Origin of the sequence: Rhizobium cerradonense (assembly GCF_030182455.1) — a bacterium.
Lineage (GTDB): Bacteria > Pseudomonadota > Alphaproteobacteria > Rhizobiales > Rhizobiaceae > Rhizobium.
This window is the reverse complement of sequence record NZ_JAQJCK010000017.1, coordinates 35,827-52,924: the sequence shown is the minus strand read 5'-3', so window position 1 is coordinate 52,924 and position 17,098 is coordinate 35,827. Positions and strand designations below refer to the sequence as shown.

General features: G+C 57.3%; 16 protein-coding genes and 2 pseudogenes. 8 read left to right on the top strand and 10 right to left on the bottom strand.

Features of this window, described 5'->3' with window-relative positions:
• Positions 1–240: 240 nt before the first annotated feature.
• Positions 241–858, bottom strand: coding sequence for a TetR/AcrR family transcriptional regulator (locus PH547_RS27260; RefSeq protein ID WP_112400454.1), 618 nt, complete (start codon positions 856–858; stop codon positions 241–243).
• Positions 859–914: 56 nt separating this feature from the next.
• Positions 915–1,265, bottom strand: coding sequence for a DoxX family protein (locus PH547_RS27255; RefSeq protein WP_112400453.1), 351 nt, complete (start codon positions 1,263–1,265; stop codon positions 915–917).
• A 139-nt stretch (positions 1,266–1,404) separates the two neighbouring features.
• Between PH547_RS27255 and PH547_RS27250 the strand changes: the two genes are divergently transcribed.
• The 6 genes and pseudogenes from PH547_RS27250 to PH547_RS27225 all read left to right on the top strand — a co-directional run bounded on the left by PH547_RS27250 (position 1,405) and on the right by PH547_RS27225 (position 6,746).
• The gene (locus PH547_RS27250) at positions 1,405–2,511 is read left to right on the top strand and encodes an alcohol dehydrogenase catalytic domain-containing protein (protein WP_112400452.1); all 1,107 of its coding nucleotides are present in this window, start codon (positions 1,405–1,407) and stop codon (positions 2,509–2,511) included.
• Between the two features lie 165 nt (positions 2,512–2,676).
• Positions 2,677–3,249 carry an S-(hydroxymethyl)glutathione synthase gene (gfa, locus tag PH547_RS27245; protein ID WP_112400451.1) on the top strand — a complete coding sequence of 191 codons (573 nt, stop codon included), beginning with the start codon at positions 2,677–2,679 and terminating at the stop codon, positions 3,247–3,249.
• A 338-nt stretch (positions 3,250–3,587) separates the two neighbouring features.
• Positions 3,588–4,967: an aminomethyltransferase family protein gene (locus PH547_RS27240; protein WP_112400450.1), complete on the top strand. Its 1,380-nt coding sequence runs from the start codon at positions 3,588–3,590 to the stop codon at positions 4,965–4,967.
• Positions 4,968–5,217: 250 nt separating this feature from the next.
• Positions 5,218–5,660: pseudogene (locus tag PH547_RS27235) on the top strand (aconitase family protein); the annotation flags it as partial.
• A complete protein-coding gene (locus PH547_RS27230; protein ID WP_281413933.1) occupies positions 5,643–5,777 on the top strand; it encodes a hypothetical protein in 135 nt (44 codons plus the stop codon). The pseudogene PH547_RS27235 and the gene PH547_RS27230, both read left to right, overlap by 18 nt.
• A gap of 123 nt (positions 5,778–5,900) precedes the next feature.
• Entirely contained in the window at positions 5,901–6,746 is an 846-nt protein-coding gene (locus PH547_RS27225) for an aldo/keto reductase (protein ID WP_285169943.1), read from the top strand.
• Positions 6,747–6,913: 167 nt separating this feature from the next.
• Here the strand turns inward: PH547_RS27225 and PH547_RS27220 are convergent, their stop codons facing one another.
• A complete protein-coding gene (locus PH547_RS27220; protein ID WP_112400447.1) occupies positions 6,914–7,489 on the bottom strand; it encodes a PadR family transcriptional regulator in 576 nt (191 codons plus the stop codon).
• 44 nt (positions 7,490–7,533) lie between these two features.
• Here PH547_RS27220 and PH547_RS27215 point away from each other — a divergent pair, with 44 nt between their 5' ends.
• Entirely contained in the window at positions 7,534–8,631 is a 1,098-nt protein-coding gene (locus PH547_RS27215) for an NAD(P)-dependent alcohol dehydrogenase (protein ID WP_285169941.1), read from the top strand.
• 460 nt (positions 8,632–9,091) lie between these two features.
• Here PH547_RS27215 and PH547_RS27210 read toward each other — a convergent pair whose 3' ends face one another.
• The 7 genes from PH547_RS27210 to PH547_RS27180 all read right to left on the bottom strand — a co-directional run bounded on the left by PH547_RS27210 (position 9,092) and on the right by PH547_RS27180 (position 15,958).
• On the bottom strand, positions 9,092–9,979 hold the full coding sequence (locus PH547_RS27210; protein ID WP_112400446.1) for an MBL fold metallo-hydrolase: 888 nt from the start codon (positions 9,977–9,979) through the stop codon (positions 9,092–9,094).
• 1 nt (position 9,980) lies between these two features.
• A complete protein-coding gene (locus PH547_RS27205) occupies positions 9,981–11,189 on the bottom strand; it encodes an alpha/beta hydrolase family protein (RefSeq protein ID WP_112400445.1) in 1,209 nt (402 codons plus the stop codon).
• Positions 11,190–11,337: 148 nt separating this feature from the next.
• Positions 11,338–12,324 carry an MBL fold metallo-hydrolase gene (locus tag PH547_RS27200; RefSeq protein WP_112400444.1) on the bottom strand — a complete coding sequence of 329 codons (987 nt, stop codon included), beginning with the start codon at positions 12,322–12,324 and terminating at the stop codon, positions 11,338–11,340.
• A 185-nt stretch (positions 12,325–12,509) separates the two neighbouring features.
• Positions 12,510–12,878 (bottom strand): hypothetical protein, encoded by a 369-nt coding sequence (locus tag PH547_RS27195; protein ID WP_112400443.1) that lies wholly within the window; start codon positions 12,876–12,878, stop codon positions 12,510–12,512.
• A 73-nt stretch (positions 12,879–12,951) separates the two neighbouring features.
• The gene (locus tag PH547_RS27190) at positions 12,952–13,797 is read right to left on the bottom strand and encodes a DUF3313 domain-containing protein (RefSeq protein WP_112400442.1); all 846 of its coding nucleotides are present in this window, start codon (positions 13,795–13,797) and stop codon (positions 12,952–12,954) included.
• Positions 13,798–13,979: 182 nt separating this feature from the next.
• Entirely contained in the window at positions 13,980–15,269 is a 1,290-nt protein-coding gene (locus PH547_RS27185; protein WP_112400441.1) for a HAMP domain-containing sensor histidine kinase, read from the bottom strand.
• A gap of 2 nt (positions 15,270–15,271) precedes the next feature.
• Complete coding sequence (locus PH547_RS27180) at positions 15,272–15,958, bottom strand: response regulator (protein ID WP_112400440.1); 687 nt, start codon at positions 15,956–15,958, stop codon at positions 15,272–15,274.
• A gap of 181 nt (positions 15,959–16,139) precedes the next feature.
• Between PH547_RS27180 and PH547_RS27175 the strand changes: the two are divergent.
• Positions 16,140–17,029 (top strand): annotated as a pseudogene (locus PH547_RS27175) (efflux RND transporter periplasmic adaptor subunit); the annotation flags it as partial.
• Between the last annotated feature and the right edge of the window lie 69 nt (positions 17,030–17,098).

Below are 17,098 nucleotides of genomic sequence, written 5' to 3'. Positions count from 1 at the left end.
CTCAACAGCGGTCGCCACTTTCAGTTTGGATACCGAGTAGTTTTCACATACTAAATGGTTTCCGAATGAAAGCTAGTCTCCGAATTTTTGGAAGTCAAGCGCGCTATGGACGCAAAAGCGGGTGCTTTCCCCGCTGCATGGCGACTTCGGTGATCGATAGATTGTTGAGACGTTAACGGCGCGCGGGACGGCTGACGGTAAAGCCGTGCGTTTGTCATGCCGTGTGGCAGATGGTCCCGGTCAGGCCTTTACCGGGACGCCGGATTTGGTTGCTCGCGACGACCGATACATGTCGTGCAAAACGACCCGGACCATGTCGCCAGGGGCTCCCTCCCTGAGGAAGCTCGAAATACCGCCATAGGTAAGTTCGAGAACGATACCGCCAATATAGAACGGGCTCGCGGGGGGCTGCATGACGAGATCCAACTTCTCGATAAGGATCTTGCCGACGCCCTCCCACTGATCCCGGAACAGCTTGATGTGGCGATCTCCGAGTGTGTGATCATGCTGTGCCATGCGCAGCAGCTCGATCGCCAGCATTCCCCACCGCCGGTCATCGCCGCGGTTGTTCGCCCAGGTCGCGAGAACGTCAATGAGCTCCATGGGATCATCACAGTTCCCGAGAAGTTCCGTCAACTGAACCACGTCGCCACCGGCATTGCCGGCAAGAAGCTGGAGGAAGATGTCTTCCTTATTGGCAAAGTTCGAGTAGAACGCGCCCTTCGAATAGCCGGCCTCCTCGGCGATCCGCTCAATCGAAGCCCCAGCGTAGCCGTACCGTGCCATGACCTCATAAGCGGACGCTAGAAGCTTCTCTTTCGTTCGAGCCTGACTTTGCTCACGTGTCAGCCGTGCCATTCGTAATTCCCGTTCGTGCGTATCCAGACACCGAGGCGTACCTCAAAATGCACCGGTTACACAAGAGCCGTCGAGAGACAAATGAGCCCCCAAAAGATCGGATATTCCGGCCCCATCTTCTGCCAACGCCAATTCAGGCCGTTGATTTTTGTAACCGCGTAGCCCGAACCGAACAGCACCAGGGCACCGACGACGGCCGCAATCCTGGGATAGACAGAAAAAATCAAACCCACGGCGGCACACGCCTCTGCAACCATCGCAAGACCGACGAACAGCTTCGCTGGCTTGAAGCCAGCCGCGTCGAACGTTCCCTCTGCCTTCTCATAATGGAGGCCCTTGCCGATCAGGTGGGGGATAAACCAGACGCCGCAGAGAATGCGGAGCCAGTCGACCAAAACGAAATTCATTTCTCCTCCTTCACACCGGCCTCTGCCGGGTCGGCGAGGATAGTTGCATTCCTCGCTTGCCTTTTAAGATACTAAACGGTATTCACAGTCCATATAGTATGTCAATACGGGGCAATCTTCGAGTTTGGGAGGAATACCGATGGAAATGATGCGTGCCGCGCGGCTCCACGCCGTGGGTCAGCCGATGAGCATTGACGAGGTCGAACGTCCAAAGGCCACCGGGAGCGATGTAATCGTCCGCGTAAAAGCCTGCGGAATGGTTCCGAACCTGGCGAATGTTCTGGCTAACTGGGAGACCTGGTATCCGCAAATGCCGCTGCCGCCACGGCCTGCGATTCACGGTCTTGATCCGAGTGGTGTGGTTCACGAGGTCGGTCCCCAAGTTGTCAGCATCAAGCCGGGCGACAGGGTCTATGTGAATCCCGGGCGTTTCTGCGGAGCATGCCACCATTGTTCTTCCGGCAAACCGCAGGCCTGCGAATATTGGACGCTTGGCGGGTACTTCGGCTACAACCCCAAAAGCATGGACATGTTCGCCCGCTATCCTTACGGGGGCTTCGGCGAATTCATGCTGGCCCCGCAGGCGCAGGTCGTCAAAATCCCCGACAACATGACCTTCGTCCAAGGTTCCCGCATGGGCTATCTCGGTACGTCCTACGCCGCCCTCAAGAAGTGCGGACCGCTGATGGGCAAGACGCTAATCATTAACGGCGCAACCGGAACACTGGGTTTGGGTGCCACACTGTTCGCGTTGGCGATGGGTGTTGCCAGGATTTATGCCGTGGCCAGGGGCGAGGCGCTGCTTGAACGGCTGAAAGCGATCGCGCCGGATCGCATCGTCACCTTCTCGAACGTGAAGGGATCATCGGGAGCATTCGTCAAGGAGCAGACGAACGGGAGCGGAGTGGACTTGATGCTCGATACGCTCGGCGCCAAGGCGCCGCTCGACTCCATGCTGGACGCCATGGGCGGCGTCAAACGGGGCGGCCGCATCATCAACATCGGTGGCACATCGGGCGCTTTGCCTGTCGACGTCAAATGGTGGATGGACGAGCAGATGGAATTGATCGGCTCGGTATGGTTCACGGCCGCGGAAGGCATGGAGATCGCGGCGATGGTCGAAGCAGGGATCATCGACATGTCGGTCATGTCGCCGATGGTGTGGCCGCTGGAGAAGATCAATGACGCCATTTCTGGCGTCGGGAAGGACGAAGGCGGATTCACCTATTACGCCGTCGAACTGTAACGGAGTTCCAATTGGCCCACACCTGGCGGATCACTGTCGAGCGGCTCGAGGAATGCCCCTTCGGCCCCCCATTTGAGGTGGCATGCGGAGCGACTGGATCGTTAATCGGCTACCTGCCGTTCTGAAGGCCGGGCGTGGTGTCCGGCCAAATAGGAGGAAGATGCAATGGCAAATGTCGGCATACACCCCCATGTCGATGGGGGATTGAGGACGGGAGGTGCCCCGATCGCCGGAGGCACTCTCGTTTGCGAGTGCACCACGAACCCGGTCAAGGTGAAGATCAAAGGCGATATCGCCCATAATCATGCCTGCGGCTGCACCAAATGCTGGAAGCCGGTGGGCGCAAATTTCTCCATCGTTGCGGTAGCGCCCACGGAAGCCGTGGAAGTCGTTGAGAACGGCGATAAGCTCGTGGTCGTCGATGCAAATGCCCTGATCCAGCGACATGCCTGCAAGGAGTGCGGTGTTCATATGTACGGGCCGGTGGAGCGGGATCATCCGTTCAAGGGTTTGTCCTTCGTCCACCCCGAGCGTTTCGAAGAAGAAGGATGGGCGGAACCCGGCTTTGCCGCGTTCGTATCCTCAATCATCGAGGCAGGGTATGCCCCTTCGAAGATGGACGCAATTCGTGAACGTCTAACCGAGCTGGGCCTTGCACCCTACGACTGCCTCTCACCGGGCCTGATGGACTACATCGCCACGTGGACGGCAAAGAAGAACGGCGTTCTGACCGTTTAGACCTGCAAAGAGCCGGACGAACGTCCGGCTCGAATTCTCCGTACTGAAAAGGCTGTCCGCCATGGTTTCGGTTCACTAGCGCAGGCGGACTGATTGGCCCTCGCATCGTCTGTCAGAAGGCGATTTGGGCGCAGGCGACCAGCAAGCAATCCTCCGAGTTCCAAACGGCTCCCCGAGGATGAATCGCGACGGCGCATTTAATTCAGTGCATTTTCGTCTTGCTTGACATACCAATAGGTTTTTCGATACCAACTAGTATGTTTTCTTGATCTCAACCGTTAAGCAACCAACGGGCTGAGGCCACACTGGAGGATGTCGCAAGCTAAGGGAGGAGTATCATGGCTGCAGGTGGAGGAGCCCCGAGGAGCCTCGAAACATTGATCAACGAAGCGGGCGGAGCGGTGAAGCTGCTGCGGGGGTCGAATATCGGCCCCTATGTCTTTCCGGGCATACCTCCGGAATTCACCAACTGGCGCGACGAGGTGCAGTCCTGGAAGGATAGCGTCGCGCTTCTGGAGCAATCCTATCACATGACCGAACTGCATTTGCGCGGGCCGGAAGTGATCCCCTTCCTGTCGCAGTTCGCGCTCAACAAGTTCGATCCATTTCAGGTGCGCCGCGCCAAGCAGATCGTCCTTACGGGTCATGACGGCAATTACATCGCCGACGCGATCCTGTTCCGCGAGGAGGAGGAGTTCTTCCGCGTCGTCGGCGCGCCGTTTGCGAGCGATTGGCTGCTCTACAATGCCCAAAGCACATCTTTGAACGTGACTGCCGAGAAGAATGACAACTGGTCGGTCCGCCAAGCGCCGCGCGATGTGTTCCGGCTCCAGATCCAGGGGCCACAGGCATTGGCTCTTATGCAGGACGTGACGGGCAACACGCTGCCGGACATCAAGTTCTTCTTCATCGGCGAGTTCCGGATCGCCGGCAAAAACGTGCGGGCGTTGCGGCATGGTATGGCGGGCGCGCCGGGCTTCGAACTCTATGGCAAATGGGACGACCAGCAGGCTGTGCGGGAAGCGCTGGAAAGAACAGGCGAGAAATATGGAATGCGCAAGATCGGCGCGCTTGCCTACTCCACGACGGCCCAGGAATCCGGCTGGATGCCCATGCCGCTGCCGGCGATCTATCACAGCGCCGAAATGAAGCCTTATCGCGAATGGCTCAACAACTACTATCTGGAATCGATCGCGTCGCTCGGTGGCAGTCACGTCTCCGACCGCATCGAGGACTATTATGTCGACCCCATCGAAGTGGGTTATGGCGGCCTCATCGATTGGAACCGCGACTTCGTGGGCCGGGATGCGCTCAAGGATCGGGCAGCCAACCAGAGGCGCACGAAGGTGACGCTCGTCTGGAACGACGATGACGTTGCCGCGACGATCAAGGCTTCGCTCTTCGACCACGAAAAGCCTGGCCGCTTCATGGCTCTTCCCACACCCATGTATGCCACATTCGAATCCGACGCTGTTCTAAGCAACGGCAAGCTCGCGGGCGTCTCGCAATGGTCGGCCTATTCGGCGAATGCAAAGCGCTTCATTTCGCTTGCGCTTGTCAATCTTGAAGACGCCACCCCCGGCACGGAACTCACGCTCCTCTGGGGCGAGCCGAATACACGCCGGCGCACGGTGGACCGCCATGAGTTGCGCGAAATCCGCGTGAAAGTGGCGCCAGCGCCGTATTTCGACAAAGTCATCAAGACGGGCCGGCAATAAGTCGCGTCGAACATTTTGGCCGCCGCGACACTCAAGGTGGCGCGGCGGCTACAAGCTCCCCTGGGTAACTTCACCTGGCATTTCGCGGCGAGGGGGAGCTTCCTGTCGATCTGCAATATCGGCAATCGGCAAACTCACGACATCGAGTTGGTGTTTGTGCCTGAATCCACATCGAACGCAACATTTCCTTCGTGCGAACCCAATAGCGCAACTGGCCGTGTTGGCTCAATTGCGCTTCTGCGCTTCTTTGGTGACCGGCTGCATGCGGTATGGTGTTCTTGCGACCGATCTTGCTCTGATGGTCACGCATCTGCTCCGCCAGATCGACCTTCAGGACAAGTTCGTCGAATTTTTTGGGCCGGGCGTTTCGATATTGACGGCAGGCGATCGCGCCGTTGTTGCCAACATGACGCCGGAATTCGGCGGCAACAGCGCCTACTTCCCGATTGATGGCCAGACGATCCAATATCTGCGGACGACCGGGCGCAGCGAAGATCACGTCAATTTTGTCGAACGCTCTGCCAAGCGTGTCGGCATTTGGTTCGATCCTTCCTCACAGCCGCGCTATACCTCCACGCTGCAAATCGATCTAGCGAGTATAGAGCCGAGTCTTGCAGGTTCCCGGCGCCCGCAGGATCGGATTCCCGTCAGCGAGACGCGCCGGCCATTGCCGGCATGAAGAAGGGATCGGTCGAGGTCGAGATCCTACGGGCCGGCGGCATCCTACCGCTGATTTTGAACAAGGTCGCTGCAAAGGCTTCGAACGATGTCGGCCAGTTCGTAAGAACAGGTACACTCGTCAGCAACTGACCGCACTGCCTTGCGTATTGCTATCATAAGAATACTCATGTAGGAGTATATGGCGAAGAACCCCCCATTTCTTCCGCACAAATAGTTTCGCAATTCATGGAGCAACCAGTGTCAGACAAAGCTGTGAAATTCTCTCTTGGCGGAGACATGCCAGTTAACCTGATGGGGTTTGGCGCCATGCGCCTTGTATCGAAGGGGTTTCGCGGCCCAGCGCGGGATCCGGGCGCCGGCCGCGCCGTGCTTCGCCGCGCCGTCGAGCTCGGTGCGAACCTGATTGATACGGCCGCCTTCTATCATAGCAGCGATAAAACTGTTCGTGCGAACAGGCTAATTCAAGAGGCGCTTTTTCCCTACGGCCGGGACCTCGTGATCGCAACCAAAGTGGGTCACGTTTTCAGCTCGGACGATAGCCATCGGACCGCGACAGGTGCCGACATGCGCCGGTTGGTAGAGGAAAATCTTCAAGATCTCGGCTTGGACCGGCTTGATCTGGTCTATCTGCGCATCGGGGAGATGGCGCCGCCCCATGGCGAGTCGCTCGCTGAACGTTTCGAAGCTCTTGCAGCGCTGCGCGAGGAGGGGTTAATTCGTCACCTCGGTCTCAGCAATATCGATGCCGATCATCTAGCCGAAGCCCGTGCGATAGCGCCGGTGGTTGCCGTGCAGAACAATTTTCATGTTGCCAAGCGCGGAGATGCTGCGCTGTTGGGAATTTGTGAAACGGAGAATATCGCCTTCAGCCCCTTCTTCCCGCTCGGCGGAGGGATGGCGAATATCGACGACGGGCGTCTCGCGCGGATTGCAGGCCGACATGGGGCAACCAGCAACCAGATCGCGCTGGCTTGGTTACTGGCTCTTTCGCCAGTGATGATCGCAATTCCCGGCACCGGCTCCATTGCTCATCTGGAAGAAAATATGGCTGCGGGCGACATCGTGCTGACGGAACAGGACCTTGCTGAGCTTTCCTGATGACTCGATGAGCGGACCATCCTAGGCGAAATCACTCGTGCTTTGCGGCCCGACCCGCTCAAGACGTAGCCGCAAGCCAGATGGCGCGTCCAACAGTGAATGCCCGATAACCACGGGAAGAAAACCCAATTGGAGTTGGCCTCAAGGCGGCTGTCACCTGACAGAACCTATGGCTTTTCCTTGCGCGGCCGGGGATTGCGCTCGTCGGCCATGAGATCCGGGAGAGCTGCGATGAGGTCCGCAAGATATTGGACCTCCGCCTCCATCCGGCGCTCTGTATGACGGACCGCCCATTCCTCCGCCACTCCGATAAAGGGCATGGCTTGCTCGATCATGCGCCGCCGCTCTTCCAGCAGCGCTGTCATCCTTGCAAACCGGTCGGCCAGGAGGGCGGGAAGTTCGTCCAGTTTGGCTGGATCGGTGCGCGTAAGCGCGAGGTCGAACGGATCATACTTAAACCAGATTTCCGTCAGGCCATTACGCCTCAGATCCGCCAACACACGCCTTCCTTCGTCGGTGATTTCATAAATCTGACGGGTAGGGCGGTTGCCTTCCTGTTCGCGGCCCGCTTCGCGCAACAGCCCTTCGGTCGCGAGCCGATTCATTGCACCATAAACGGCTCCGACGGGAATGTCGGTCCAAAACGGCACACGCTTGCGATCGGCCTCCTGCCTTAGACGGTGTCCGTGCATGGGGCCGATATCGGCGAAGGAAGATAAAATGAATAGCCTGATCGATGACATGGTGTCCCTATTGCTCTCGCGAGAGTATTCTGATAGGAGTATACATGTGTTCGCGCCACATTCAACTCGATGAAACCGCACATGCGGGTAAATCAGCTCCGGAGCTTATAGGCAATGGAGCCGTGCGTATGTCCCTCCTGGAGGGCACCATTGCCGGTGAAAACAGCGCAACGAAGGTTAGGGCAATATTTGACGGAAGAACGAGATCTAATATGAAGAGAGTGCAATATGACCGCTACGGCGGCCCGGAACGCATGTATATCGGCAAAGCCAACTTGCCTCAGCTTGGTGCAAAACAGATACGTGTCACCGTTAGTGCAGCGGCGATAAATCCTTTTGATTGGAAGCTCCGAAAAGGCGTCATGAAATTATTCAGGAGCCGGAAGTTCCCAAAGGGTATGGGAACCGATTTCGCTGGAGTGATCGCTGCCGTCGGCAGGGATGTGAAGGGTCTCTTTGTCGGTGACGACGTTTTTGGGACCGTTGACTTCAACGAATCCGGTGCCTTTGCGGAAGAAATCATCCTGGATTCACATTTGGTGGCAAAAAAGCCGGCGCGCCTTTCGTTTGAGGAGGCTGCCTGCCTCCCCATTCCAGTGATGACCGCATGGGCAGCCGTATTCGACAAGGCCAAAATGTCAAAGGGATCGCATCTTTTCATCCATGGCTGCACCGGTGCTGTAGGTGCATCTGCAGTGCAGTTGGCGCTTGCCCGAGGGATTAAAGTGAGCGGCTCATGTGGCACCGCGTCCTTGCAAAGTGCCAAAGCAGCCGGAGTCGATCCGGTTTTCACCTATGGGGATAAGCAGCTCCAGGCTCAGAATGGAAAATTCGACGCCGTCTTCGACACGCTTGGAACCCTGTCTGTGGGGGCTGGGCTTTCGATGCTCAACAGAAAAGGAATTTTTGTCGATATCAATCCGACGCCCGGCAGGATGGTGCGTGGAATGCTAGCCAGACGATATAAGCTCGCTTTCGCGACCATGGGGATTAAACATCTGTCGGCAATCGCTGACCTTGCAAGTGAAGGTGTGTTGCGACCGACTGTCGGCCTCGTCGTTCCATTTACTGATGCGTTGTCCGCGATCACTGCAGCTGAAACAGGGGCGCGAGTTCCAGGAAAAGTCGTTCTAGCCTTGTGAGACGATGGGGAAGGGTTCCGAAACCGTACGACGATCATTATCAAAAGAGTCGGTCCAAGCTCGACTCTTCCCCCTCAATAGCTTCTGTACCGTTCATCACCCTATCTCTGCTTGAATCAAAGCACAGCCGAATGAGGGATGGCAAGCTCTCGGTACGACACGTGCCGGGACGGATGCCTCGACTGGGAGTGGCGTGTGAGACCCGACTGACATAGTCGGGGAGTGGCGGATTCGAAAAGTTCCTATTCGCATCGAGCTGAAGGCATTGTGACGGACACGTCAGCTCGGTCAGCGACTGACTGAGCAATCAATGCGTGGGAACACATGGCGCATTGCTGGACGCTTCGCGGATCCGATGGATTAGCTAGACACAACCCGAAAGTTGACCACCGTCGAGCTCGACGAAAACGCTGAACAACGAATATCGCGGTCGTATGGTCCAGCGCTTCCATATGCATCATCAATCTCCTACTTTCGTCTTCTTGAGCTGGTGGTAGGCTACAGATGCAAAACTTGCCAAACGAAGGCCTCCAGCGAGTGGCGCTGGTGAATCTACCGCCATTGCCTCCTCCACCTCCTCCAGGGATTTGCCCCGGGCGACCATGACTTGGATCTCATCGTATTGTTGCTGGAACTCATCCAGCTTCTGCTGGACCTCCACCTTCGTTTGCAGGTCGCCATGTCCAGTTACGAAGATGTCGGCTGGAAGCTTGAGCATCTCCCGCACAGTGGCGAGCCAGCCACTCGCCGAGCCATGTTTCTCGTCATGTATCGTGGGAGTTGGACTGCCGCCCCACGCCAGGATGTCACCGGCGAAAATCACCCTCTCGTCCGGGAGGTGGACAACGGTGTCGCCGCTGGTGTGCGAGGGACCGAAGTGAAAAAATTCGAACCAGACATCTTCAATCGTTAAGGCGAATCTTGTCGTGAAGGTGCAGTTCGGCAAAGCCCTGCTAGGAAGCCGGCCCATGAGTGCCACAGCGTTTGCAGCCTCCATGTCTGTCTTGCAGTTCTCGTGAGAGATGATGGTCACACCCGCAGGAAAACTCGCAAGCCCCATGACATGATCGCCGTCACCGTGCGTAAGGATGACGTGCGTAACGGGATTGGATGTGATCCGAGCGACTTCGTCCAGAAGTCTTTTCCCCGCGCCGGAGCTGACCTTTGCGTCGATCACAACAACGCCACGACGGCCAACGACTATTCCGGAATTTCCGCCTGCACCGGCAACCCAATAGACATTCGTCGCGATTTGGTGAGTTACCAAGGGCTCTTCACCCCAGCTTTCTATGTAACGGCGGATTTCTTCGAGTGAGGGCCGTTGGGAACTGGATTTTTCGTTTGTCATCTCAGAGCCGCTCCTCAATCCAATCCAGCAAACATGCTGAAGCGGTGGAATAAGCGCCGATCTGGCAGTGAGCCTGTGCGGTCGAGACCTCGTCAAATAACAGGTAATGCTTGGGGCATTTCAAAGCATCAAATAGCCTCTGGGCCTCTCCCTTCGCTATCTCTTCGGTACCGTCCATGACGAGCGTTTCGCATTCAATTCGGTCGACCACGGGGGCGTTGTCATAGGCCAGAAGGGCGTTGAACACCTCCCGCTCACGTACACCGTGTTTCCAGGCATAATCTCTGACGAGCCATTTGAGCGACGTGTACTGGGCCGTGCGCTTAAAGGCCTCAGGAAGGGCGTCCACTCCATCTCCGATCAGCAGTTGACGGATGGGGGGCGGGAAATGGTTGAGGATCGCTTCTCCCCAGCTCAAAGATCCGGGGTCGGCAACGCATACCTTTAGGCGCTTTTCGAATGCTGCAGCCCGCACGGAAAGAAAGGCGCCGAAACTCAAGCCCATAAGACCGACCCTGGACGGATCGATCCCAGGAATTTCGAGCGCAAAATCGACGACGGGCTTGACGACGTTCTCCCAGTCGGGTCGAAAATGCAAATTATTGAGTCTTAGTGACAGACCTTGGCCGGGACCGTCGTAGACCAGGCAGTGGATTCCACGGCGCATTGCAGCATCGTAAACCCAGCACGTATCGTCGGCCCAGGTATCGCGACCCGGCGTGATGATGAGCAGCGGAGCGCTTTCTGCAGCAGCAGGAGATCTGAAGAAATGTCCCGGAAGGAACGTGCCTTCGTACGGAATTTCAACATACTTTCCAGGATAACCAGATAGCTCAAGGTATCGCGCATAGCACTTGGAACTGGCGTGCGCATGTTCGGTAAGACGCGAATCTCCAGGATAGCTGAAATACATCAGGGAGGCGCGCCAGTAGGTCGCAGCGCGAAGGTATGTGGAGGAGGCCGTAAGGCGCTTGCCTGCCCGATCGGCCTCTTCAGCCCGGGTTTGTAGACGTTGCGCTACCGCGCTCCACGCGTTAATCCAGCATTCTTCGTCGTTTGGTTTCAATTGCCCGATGACTTCAAAAACCTCACCCAGGTCACACATGCCATATTGCATGAGGCCGAGGACATGTTTCAGCAGTGCATCCATTATCAAGGTGTCGCTGAACTTGCTGGATGTCCAATGAACCGTATTTTGAACGTCTGACATGTTCGTTTCCTTCCTATATGCACGATGAACTAGTGCGGGTCGTGTTGATGAACTGGGCCCGCTCGGGTGCAAGAACACGGAAGCGGCAACAACTCTCGAACTACGCGGTGGACGCCAGCAGGCTGCTTGCTGCGAAAACTCTTGATCCTTATTCGGTTGCAACATTGACGGCTTGTCCTGGCCACAAAGCCTCGAAACAAGCCGGGCTCATGCCGTGCGACGTCAAAGCTCGAGCGAGCAATCGTGGCGGTTCGTCCCAGGGCTCATCCGTCAGCCGAAAGGTACCCCAGTGGATTCCCGCTGCCTTGCGGGCTTCCAACGAGCGCATGATCAACACGGCCTCGGCCGGGTCGACATGTTGGGGCGCCATGAACCAGCGAGGCGCATAGGCGCCGATCGGAATCAGTGCCAGATCTGGTCGACCGTAAGCCGCGCGCATGTCCCTGAAAATCGCACCGGTTCCATATGCGGTATCGCCAGCGAAGTAGATGAGGCCGGCCCTGGTTCTCAGCATAAAGCCACTCCACAGCGCCATACGACGGTCTCGCAACCCACGTGCCGACCAATGATTGGCCGGCACGATATCTACGGTGACGCCGTTTGCCAGGTCAAAGCTGCTACCCCAGTTGCCCGTCACGACCTTGGCATCGGGAACCGCACGCCGGACAATAGTCTCATTGCCCAAGGGTGTGATGATAATGGGCGCATAGCGCTCATGCAGCCTTTTCAAACTCGGCAGATCGAGGTGGTCGTAGTGGTTATGTGAGAGCAAGATCACGTCGATTGGCGGCAAGTTCGCAAACGCGATGCCGGGCGCAGTGGTTCGGCGTCTGCCGATATAGCCACGCGGCCCCGCGCGCTCGGACCAGACGGGATCCGTCAAAACATTCAGCCCAGCTGACTGAATCAGAACCGTCGCATGCCCAACCATAGTGGCGCGCAGACCGCAAACGCGACGTTCTGGTACAGTCCCCTCGACTTCGATACGCTTCGGCCACGGCACTCTGCGCTCCCGCTGCCAACGGAAAAGATCTCCCACGGAGCGATCCGTTCCCGGATGGCCAGGATTGGCGAAGAGCACTCCGTCGAAATTTTCGGCCGGTGGGGATGTCACGTAGCGGTTCCGCTTGCTCATGGATTGGATTTCACAAAATGTTGGTCATCTGATTATTCAACGTCGCCGCCATGCACGCAGCGACGTCTTTTCGGATAGCTGACGGCGCGTCAGCCGGACGATCTGTTGCTTCAACTCAGACTTGTTCCGACGGGTTCGGGCGTGATGCGCTCCCCAGCAGCAAGCCAAACTCCGGCGCCGCAAATTCAATTTGCTGGGCGCGTGAGTTTCAAGTCGGGCGTATCGCCGTTCCAGCCTTGAAGCCCGCCGGGAATCTCGCGGAAGCGCAGGCACTTCGACATCATCGTGTTATTCAGGCACATCGTATCGCCTTTGACCTTCCAGCTGACGGATAGCGAAAAGAACATGGGTCCCTTTATGCTTCCGGTGCCGTCCTTGTTGAGGGTGAGTTTGAAGGATCTGCCATTCGGCGCATCGGCCGACCAAGGGGCGCCATCGGCGAGAACTGCGGCGGCCTTCTGTGGTTGCAGATAGGCCTGCCCCTGTGCAGCAAGCACGTGGTCTGCGGCGAGAATTGCAACCGCTGCCGTTATGATCTTTAGATCTATCTTCATGTGGATGTCCTTTCTTCCTTGATTTGCTCGAACCGCCTAGCGAACGCTGCTGCGGCACATGGATTTTCTGTTGCTATTGGTGGACGGTGGCGCCCTTGTCGCTCCAGTTCGGCGGCAGGCCAAGCTGGCCGGCGACGGCTCCCGTGATGCCGGGGGCAGATCCGAACGCCTTGCAGGCGTCATATTTGGGAGCACCGCCAAGCGAAACTCGCATCCTTTGCATCGAGGGTATCGCCGGCAACCCCTTGAAAGGATCCTTCCCCTTGACCAGCATGCGGCTGAAGTCGTTGGAGAAAGCAGACGACAAAGAGTACGCATCTCCCACTCTGGAGTATCGCGGCGTCGTCAGCATGTTAGCGCCTCGCGACCACAGCATGGCTGCCTTCTGGGATCCGTCCTGAGCAATCGCCTCCGCCTCAACGGACAAGCCACCAAGGCCGACCGGTATCCGCGGGACTGGGACGGGGACTGCAGCAACCGTCGCGCCGAGCGTTGTAACGGTAGAGGTGGCAGCAACCGTCTTATTTGTAGCAACGATGTCGGTCACAGTGGCATGGACGGTGAGATCGGCTGGTTGGTCCGAAGTGACGATCCTGAAGCGGTCGGCGAGATCGGTGCAAAGCGCCCGGTCGATGGCATTGGAGACGAGCGCCAGATCTTTGGGTTGGATTGTGCTGGCGCTGCCGATCTGCGTGGAGGTCCGCAAGATGCGCACCGTCTTCGCAGCGAGAACTGGTTGCGGATCCACGCGCAGCTTTGCTTTTGTCAGTGTGCCTCCGGAGGGGGTCATACCCGTGTAGGAGCCAAGTGTTCCCTTTTGCTGCAGCGGCACGTTTGCGCAGGACGAAAGCGTCGATAGCAGTAACAGACAGAGTATTGCCTGCGGGTGTGTTTCAGAAAGCTGGAAGCTAATGCCCATCTGCGAGATCTCTGAGTGGTTGCGATGACCCAGATCTAGCAGTGCGAACGTTAACTGCTGTAAAGGCAGTGTAAAGTTAGGTAAAATATGCAGGTGTACTTCGGGAATCAGAACGGGTCAATGCGCGTCCCTGCCCGACCATAGTGGCAGTCTCGCGTATGTTTGTTGATCGATCTATCGTCTCAGTCCCGCCGGATCGAGAGAGCATGTTTCGTCGCCCTCCGGGGAATCTCAAGTGTAATAGCCAAGCCACCGTTGGCCGGTAACGATGCGTACACGCGACCTCCATGCCGCTCGATCGCTTGCCTTGTGATTGCGAGGCCAAGGCCGTATCCGCCTTTCGGCATCGCGTCGCTGCCACGGGAGAATGGCTGAAAGATGCGTTCGAGTTCATCTCGCTTTACGCCAGGTCCCTGATCTGTGACGCAGATCTTGAGGAGATCGGTCATGGGTTCGCATAAAACGGATATGTGCGAATGTTCAGCAGTGTACTTGACCGCGTTGCGTAGGACGTTTTCGAGCGCTCTGTAGATTAGTTCACCCTCGACTTCGGCTCGGAAGACACCGTCGACATCCGATGTGATCGAGATGTCTTTCGCCTCCGCCTCAAACGCCGCGTCACCGAGGATCTCATTCAGGAGCTCAATGATATCAAGGGTCTGCGTCTTCAGCGGGCTCGTGGATCGAGCCGTCAATCTGGCAAGAGTCAGGACTTCACCAACCAGTTCATCGAGTCGTTCGACTTCGCGATCGATGCGGTCGAGCATAGCACTAAGTTTCTTCGGGCTCTGCCGCAGAACGCCCACGACCGCCTGCAGGCGTGACAAAGGAGAGCGCAGTTCATGGGATACATCGTGGAAAAGTCTCTGCTGCGCCTGTTGAAGCTCCTCCAGTCTGGCTGCCGTGGAGTCGAAATCATGCGCAAGTGCCGTAACCTCATCCTTGCGACCGCCCATCTTGTTGCCGATACGAACGTCGAATCGGCCGTGAGCAAGCGCGCTCAAGCCATCACGCAGATGCACGACTGGACGAACAAGATAGCGAGCCAGTGCACCCGCAGACAGCGTACTCGAAACGAGGATCGTAAACCAAGGTATCAACGGAGCGAGATCCTTGACGCTGAAGCTAGTGAGGTTCGGCACCGAAACTCGATAGCAAGCCCCGTCCTTTTGAACGAATCGCGTATCTGCGGTGTCCTTCTGCGCACATGCTGTGGCGTCGGTGACCTTTGAAATGGTCAGGCCCAATGGCAGTGTCTCTTCGCTTGCTCGTGCGAAATGCATGGCGGCATCTTCGCCGTCCGTTACAAGCACATTCGCGGCCAAGTTCGAGACAAGCGCCCGTCGCTCCGCTGCCATCTCCCGCTCGAAGGGAGCAGCCTGAAGAAACTTGACGATCAGAATTATGATTGCGACGGACACAGCCAGTGTGAGCCAGATGACCCTGAAGAACTTCCAGAAAAGTTGAGGCATGGTCATTCCACCAAAAGTTGATAGCCTTGGCCGCGGACAGACCTTATCCAAGGCTGGCCGTCGGCCCTCAGCCCTAGTTTCTGTCGAACGCTGCTGATATGAACGTCTATGCGGCGGTCGAACGGCGTAAGTGGCTTTCCGAATGCCTGCTTGGATATGTCCTGCTTCGATACGAGTTGACCTGCGTTCCGGGCGAGAACTTCGAGCAGAGTGAATTCGGTGCCGGTGAGCTCCAAGGCTTCGCCGCGCCACTCGACGGTTCGTTTGCCTGGAAAAATTACTAGTCGTCCTACCTCTAGGACATCAGTCGACGCGCCCGAGGCCGGTTGGTGCACCCGGCGCAAGATCGCCCGCAACCTCGCTGCAAGTTCGCCCGGCGAGCAGGGCTTCGGTACATAGTCGTCCGCGCCAAGGTTCAGTCCCGATATGCGGTCGATATCATCGCCTCTTGCCGTTAGCATCAGAACAGGGATTTGGCTTAGCTTACGGATACGCTGCAGAGCCTCGATCCCGTTCATCCGGGGCATCATGATGTCGAGCACGATGATGTCGACTGTATTGCCGGCTGCCGCTGCGATTGCGGCACGGCCGTCCGTGTCAGTTGCGACGTCATACCCTTCCTCAGTCAGATATTCCTGGAGCAGAGTTGTCAATTCGACATCATCGTCAATGAGGAGAACTTTGGTCATTCACTTCGTCCATCTTCTGTACGCTTGCTCCATACAATAGAAATCCGGAAGCGAAACCGACATTTACCTAACTTAACACTTGCTTGACCGTACTTAACATTCGAACGGCTACTAGTACCCAAGGTGGCATGCCCGCGTGGGCGATAAGTCATGCACTTTCGGAAACGCAAGGAATGTATCTTTGAAAAAGCCGCTTATTACGGTCGCGCTCGTGCTGGTTGCGGCAGCTCTTCTTTCCGTCTTCCTTAGCTCCATGATGGAGGAAGGCCCTGCACCTGCCCTGTCCATTTCGCTAGCGGCTCCAACGCAGCGCGATTGCTCGGAAACCGTCCAGGCAAGTGGGTGGCTGAAGCCATGGCAGGAAGCGATCGTCGCCTCGGAGACGAGCGGCCACATCACCGAGGTCCTGGTCGATCTCGGATCCGTGGTCACGAAGGGGCAGGCGCTTGTTCGGCTTTCCCAGGATAGCGTGCTGACCGACATTCGCAAGCATGAGGCGGCTGTCGCGACTGCCAGGGCAAATCTGGCGAAAGCAAAGGCCGATGCGGAAAGAGCACGGCAGTTTCGCGCGACTGGTGGGCTTTCCGATGGAAAGGTCGGCGAGTATCTTGAAGACGAACAGATCGCGATGGCAAACCTCGGGTCGGAGGAAGCGGCGCTTGCCGGCGAAAGGGTCAAGCTCGCCCAGACCACCATCAATTCCATTGATGACGGAATTATAACTGCGCGCTCCGCCGAACTCGGGGCGACTATCTCGGCCGGTGCAGAGCTGTTCCGTCTGGTCCGTCAGCAACGTGTCGAATGGCAAGCGGAGGTTCCGGTACGTTACCTTTCGCGAATCTCGGAAGGATTGAGCGTCGATATCGATGGGCCTGACGATCATGCTATTCAGGGCAAGGTGAGGCTTGTCGGACCTTCGGTCAACGCGGACACGCAAGCGATCGTCTATGTCGCGCTGCCGCCCGATGTCCCTCCACGTACCGGTGTTTACCTTACCGGCCACATCAAACTTCCGACCACTCCAGATTCGTCGTCCCCGAGATTCCAGCCATGCTCCGGGACGGGATAAGTCGTCACGCACCGCGCCAAACGCCCCCCTGACATCTAACGCCGCGTTTCAGCGCGTCGTCATAAGCAGAA

Coding starts and splice junctions, on each gene's coding strand:
- PH547_RS27260 (WP_112400454.1), bottom strand. CDS start 858: ATGGCACGGCTGACACGTGAGCAAAGTCAGGCTCGAACGAAAGAGAAG.
- PH547_RS27255 (WP_112400453.1), bottom strand. CDS start 1,265: ATGAATTTCGTTTTGGTCGACTGGCTCCGCATTCTCTGCGGCGTCTGG.
- PH547_RS27250 (WP_112400452.1), top strand. CDS start 1,405: ATGGAAATGATGCGTGCCGCGCGGCTCCACGCCGTGGGTCAGCCGATG.
- gfa (WP_112400451.1), top strand. CDS start 2,677: ATGGCAAATGTCGGCATACACCCCCATGTCGATGGGGGATTGAGGACG.
- PH547_RS27240 (WP_112400450.1), top strand. CDS start 3,588: ATGGCTGCAGGTGGAGGAGCCCCGAGGAGCCTCGAAACATTGATCAAC.
- PH547_RS27230 (WP_281413933.1), top strand. CDS start 5,643: ATGAAGAAGGGATCGGTCGAGGTCGAGATCCTACGGGCCGGCGGCATC.
- PH547_RS27220 (WP_112400447.1), bottom strand. CDS start 7,489: ATGTCATCGATCAGGCTATTCATTTTATCTTCCTTCGCCGATATCGGC.
- PH547_RS27215 (WP_285169941.1), top strand. CDS start 7,534: ATGTGTTCGCGCCACATTCAACTCGATGAAACCGCACATGCGGGTAAA.
- PH547_RS27210 (WP_112400446.1), bottom strand. CDS start 9,979: ATGACAAACGAAAAATCCAGTTCCCAACGGCCCTCACTCGAAGAAATC.
- PH547_RS27205 (WP_112400445.1), bottom strand. CDS start 11,189: ATGTCAGACGTTCAAAATACGGTTCATTGGACATCCAGCAAGTTCAGC.
- PH547_RS27200 (WP_112400444.1), bottom strand. CDS start 12,324: ATGAGCAAGCGGAACCGCTACGTGACATCCCCACCGGCCGAAAATTTC.
- PH547_RS27195 (WP_112400443.1), bottom strand. CDS start 12,878: ATGAAGATAGATCTAAAGATCATAACGGCAGCGGTTGCAATTCTCGCC.
- PH547_RS27190 (WP_112400442.1), bottom strand. CDS start 13,797: ATGGGCATTAGCTTCCAGCTTTCTGAAACACACCCGCAGGCAATACTC.
- PH547_RS27185 (WP_112400441.1), bottom strand. CDS start 15,269: ATGCCTCAACTTTTCTGGAAGTTCTTCAGGGTCATCTGGCTCACACTG.
- PH547_RS27180 (WP_112400440.1), bottom strand. CDS start 15,958: ATGACCAAAGTTCTCCTCATTGACGATGATGTCGAATTGACAACTCTG.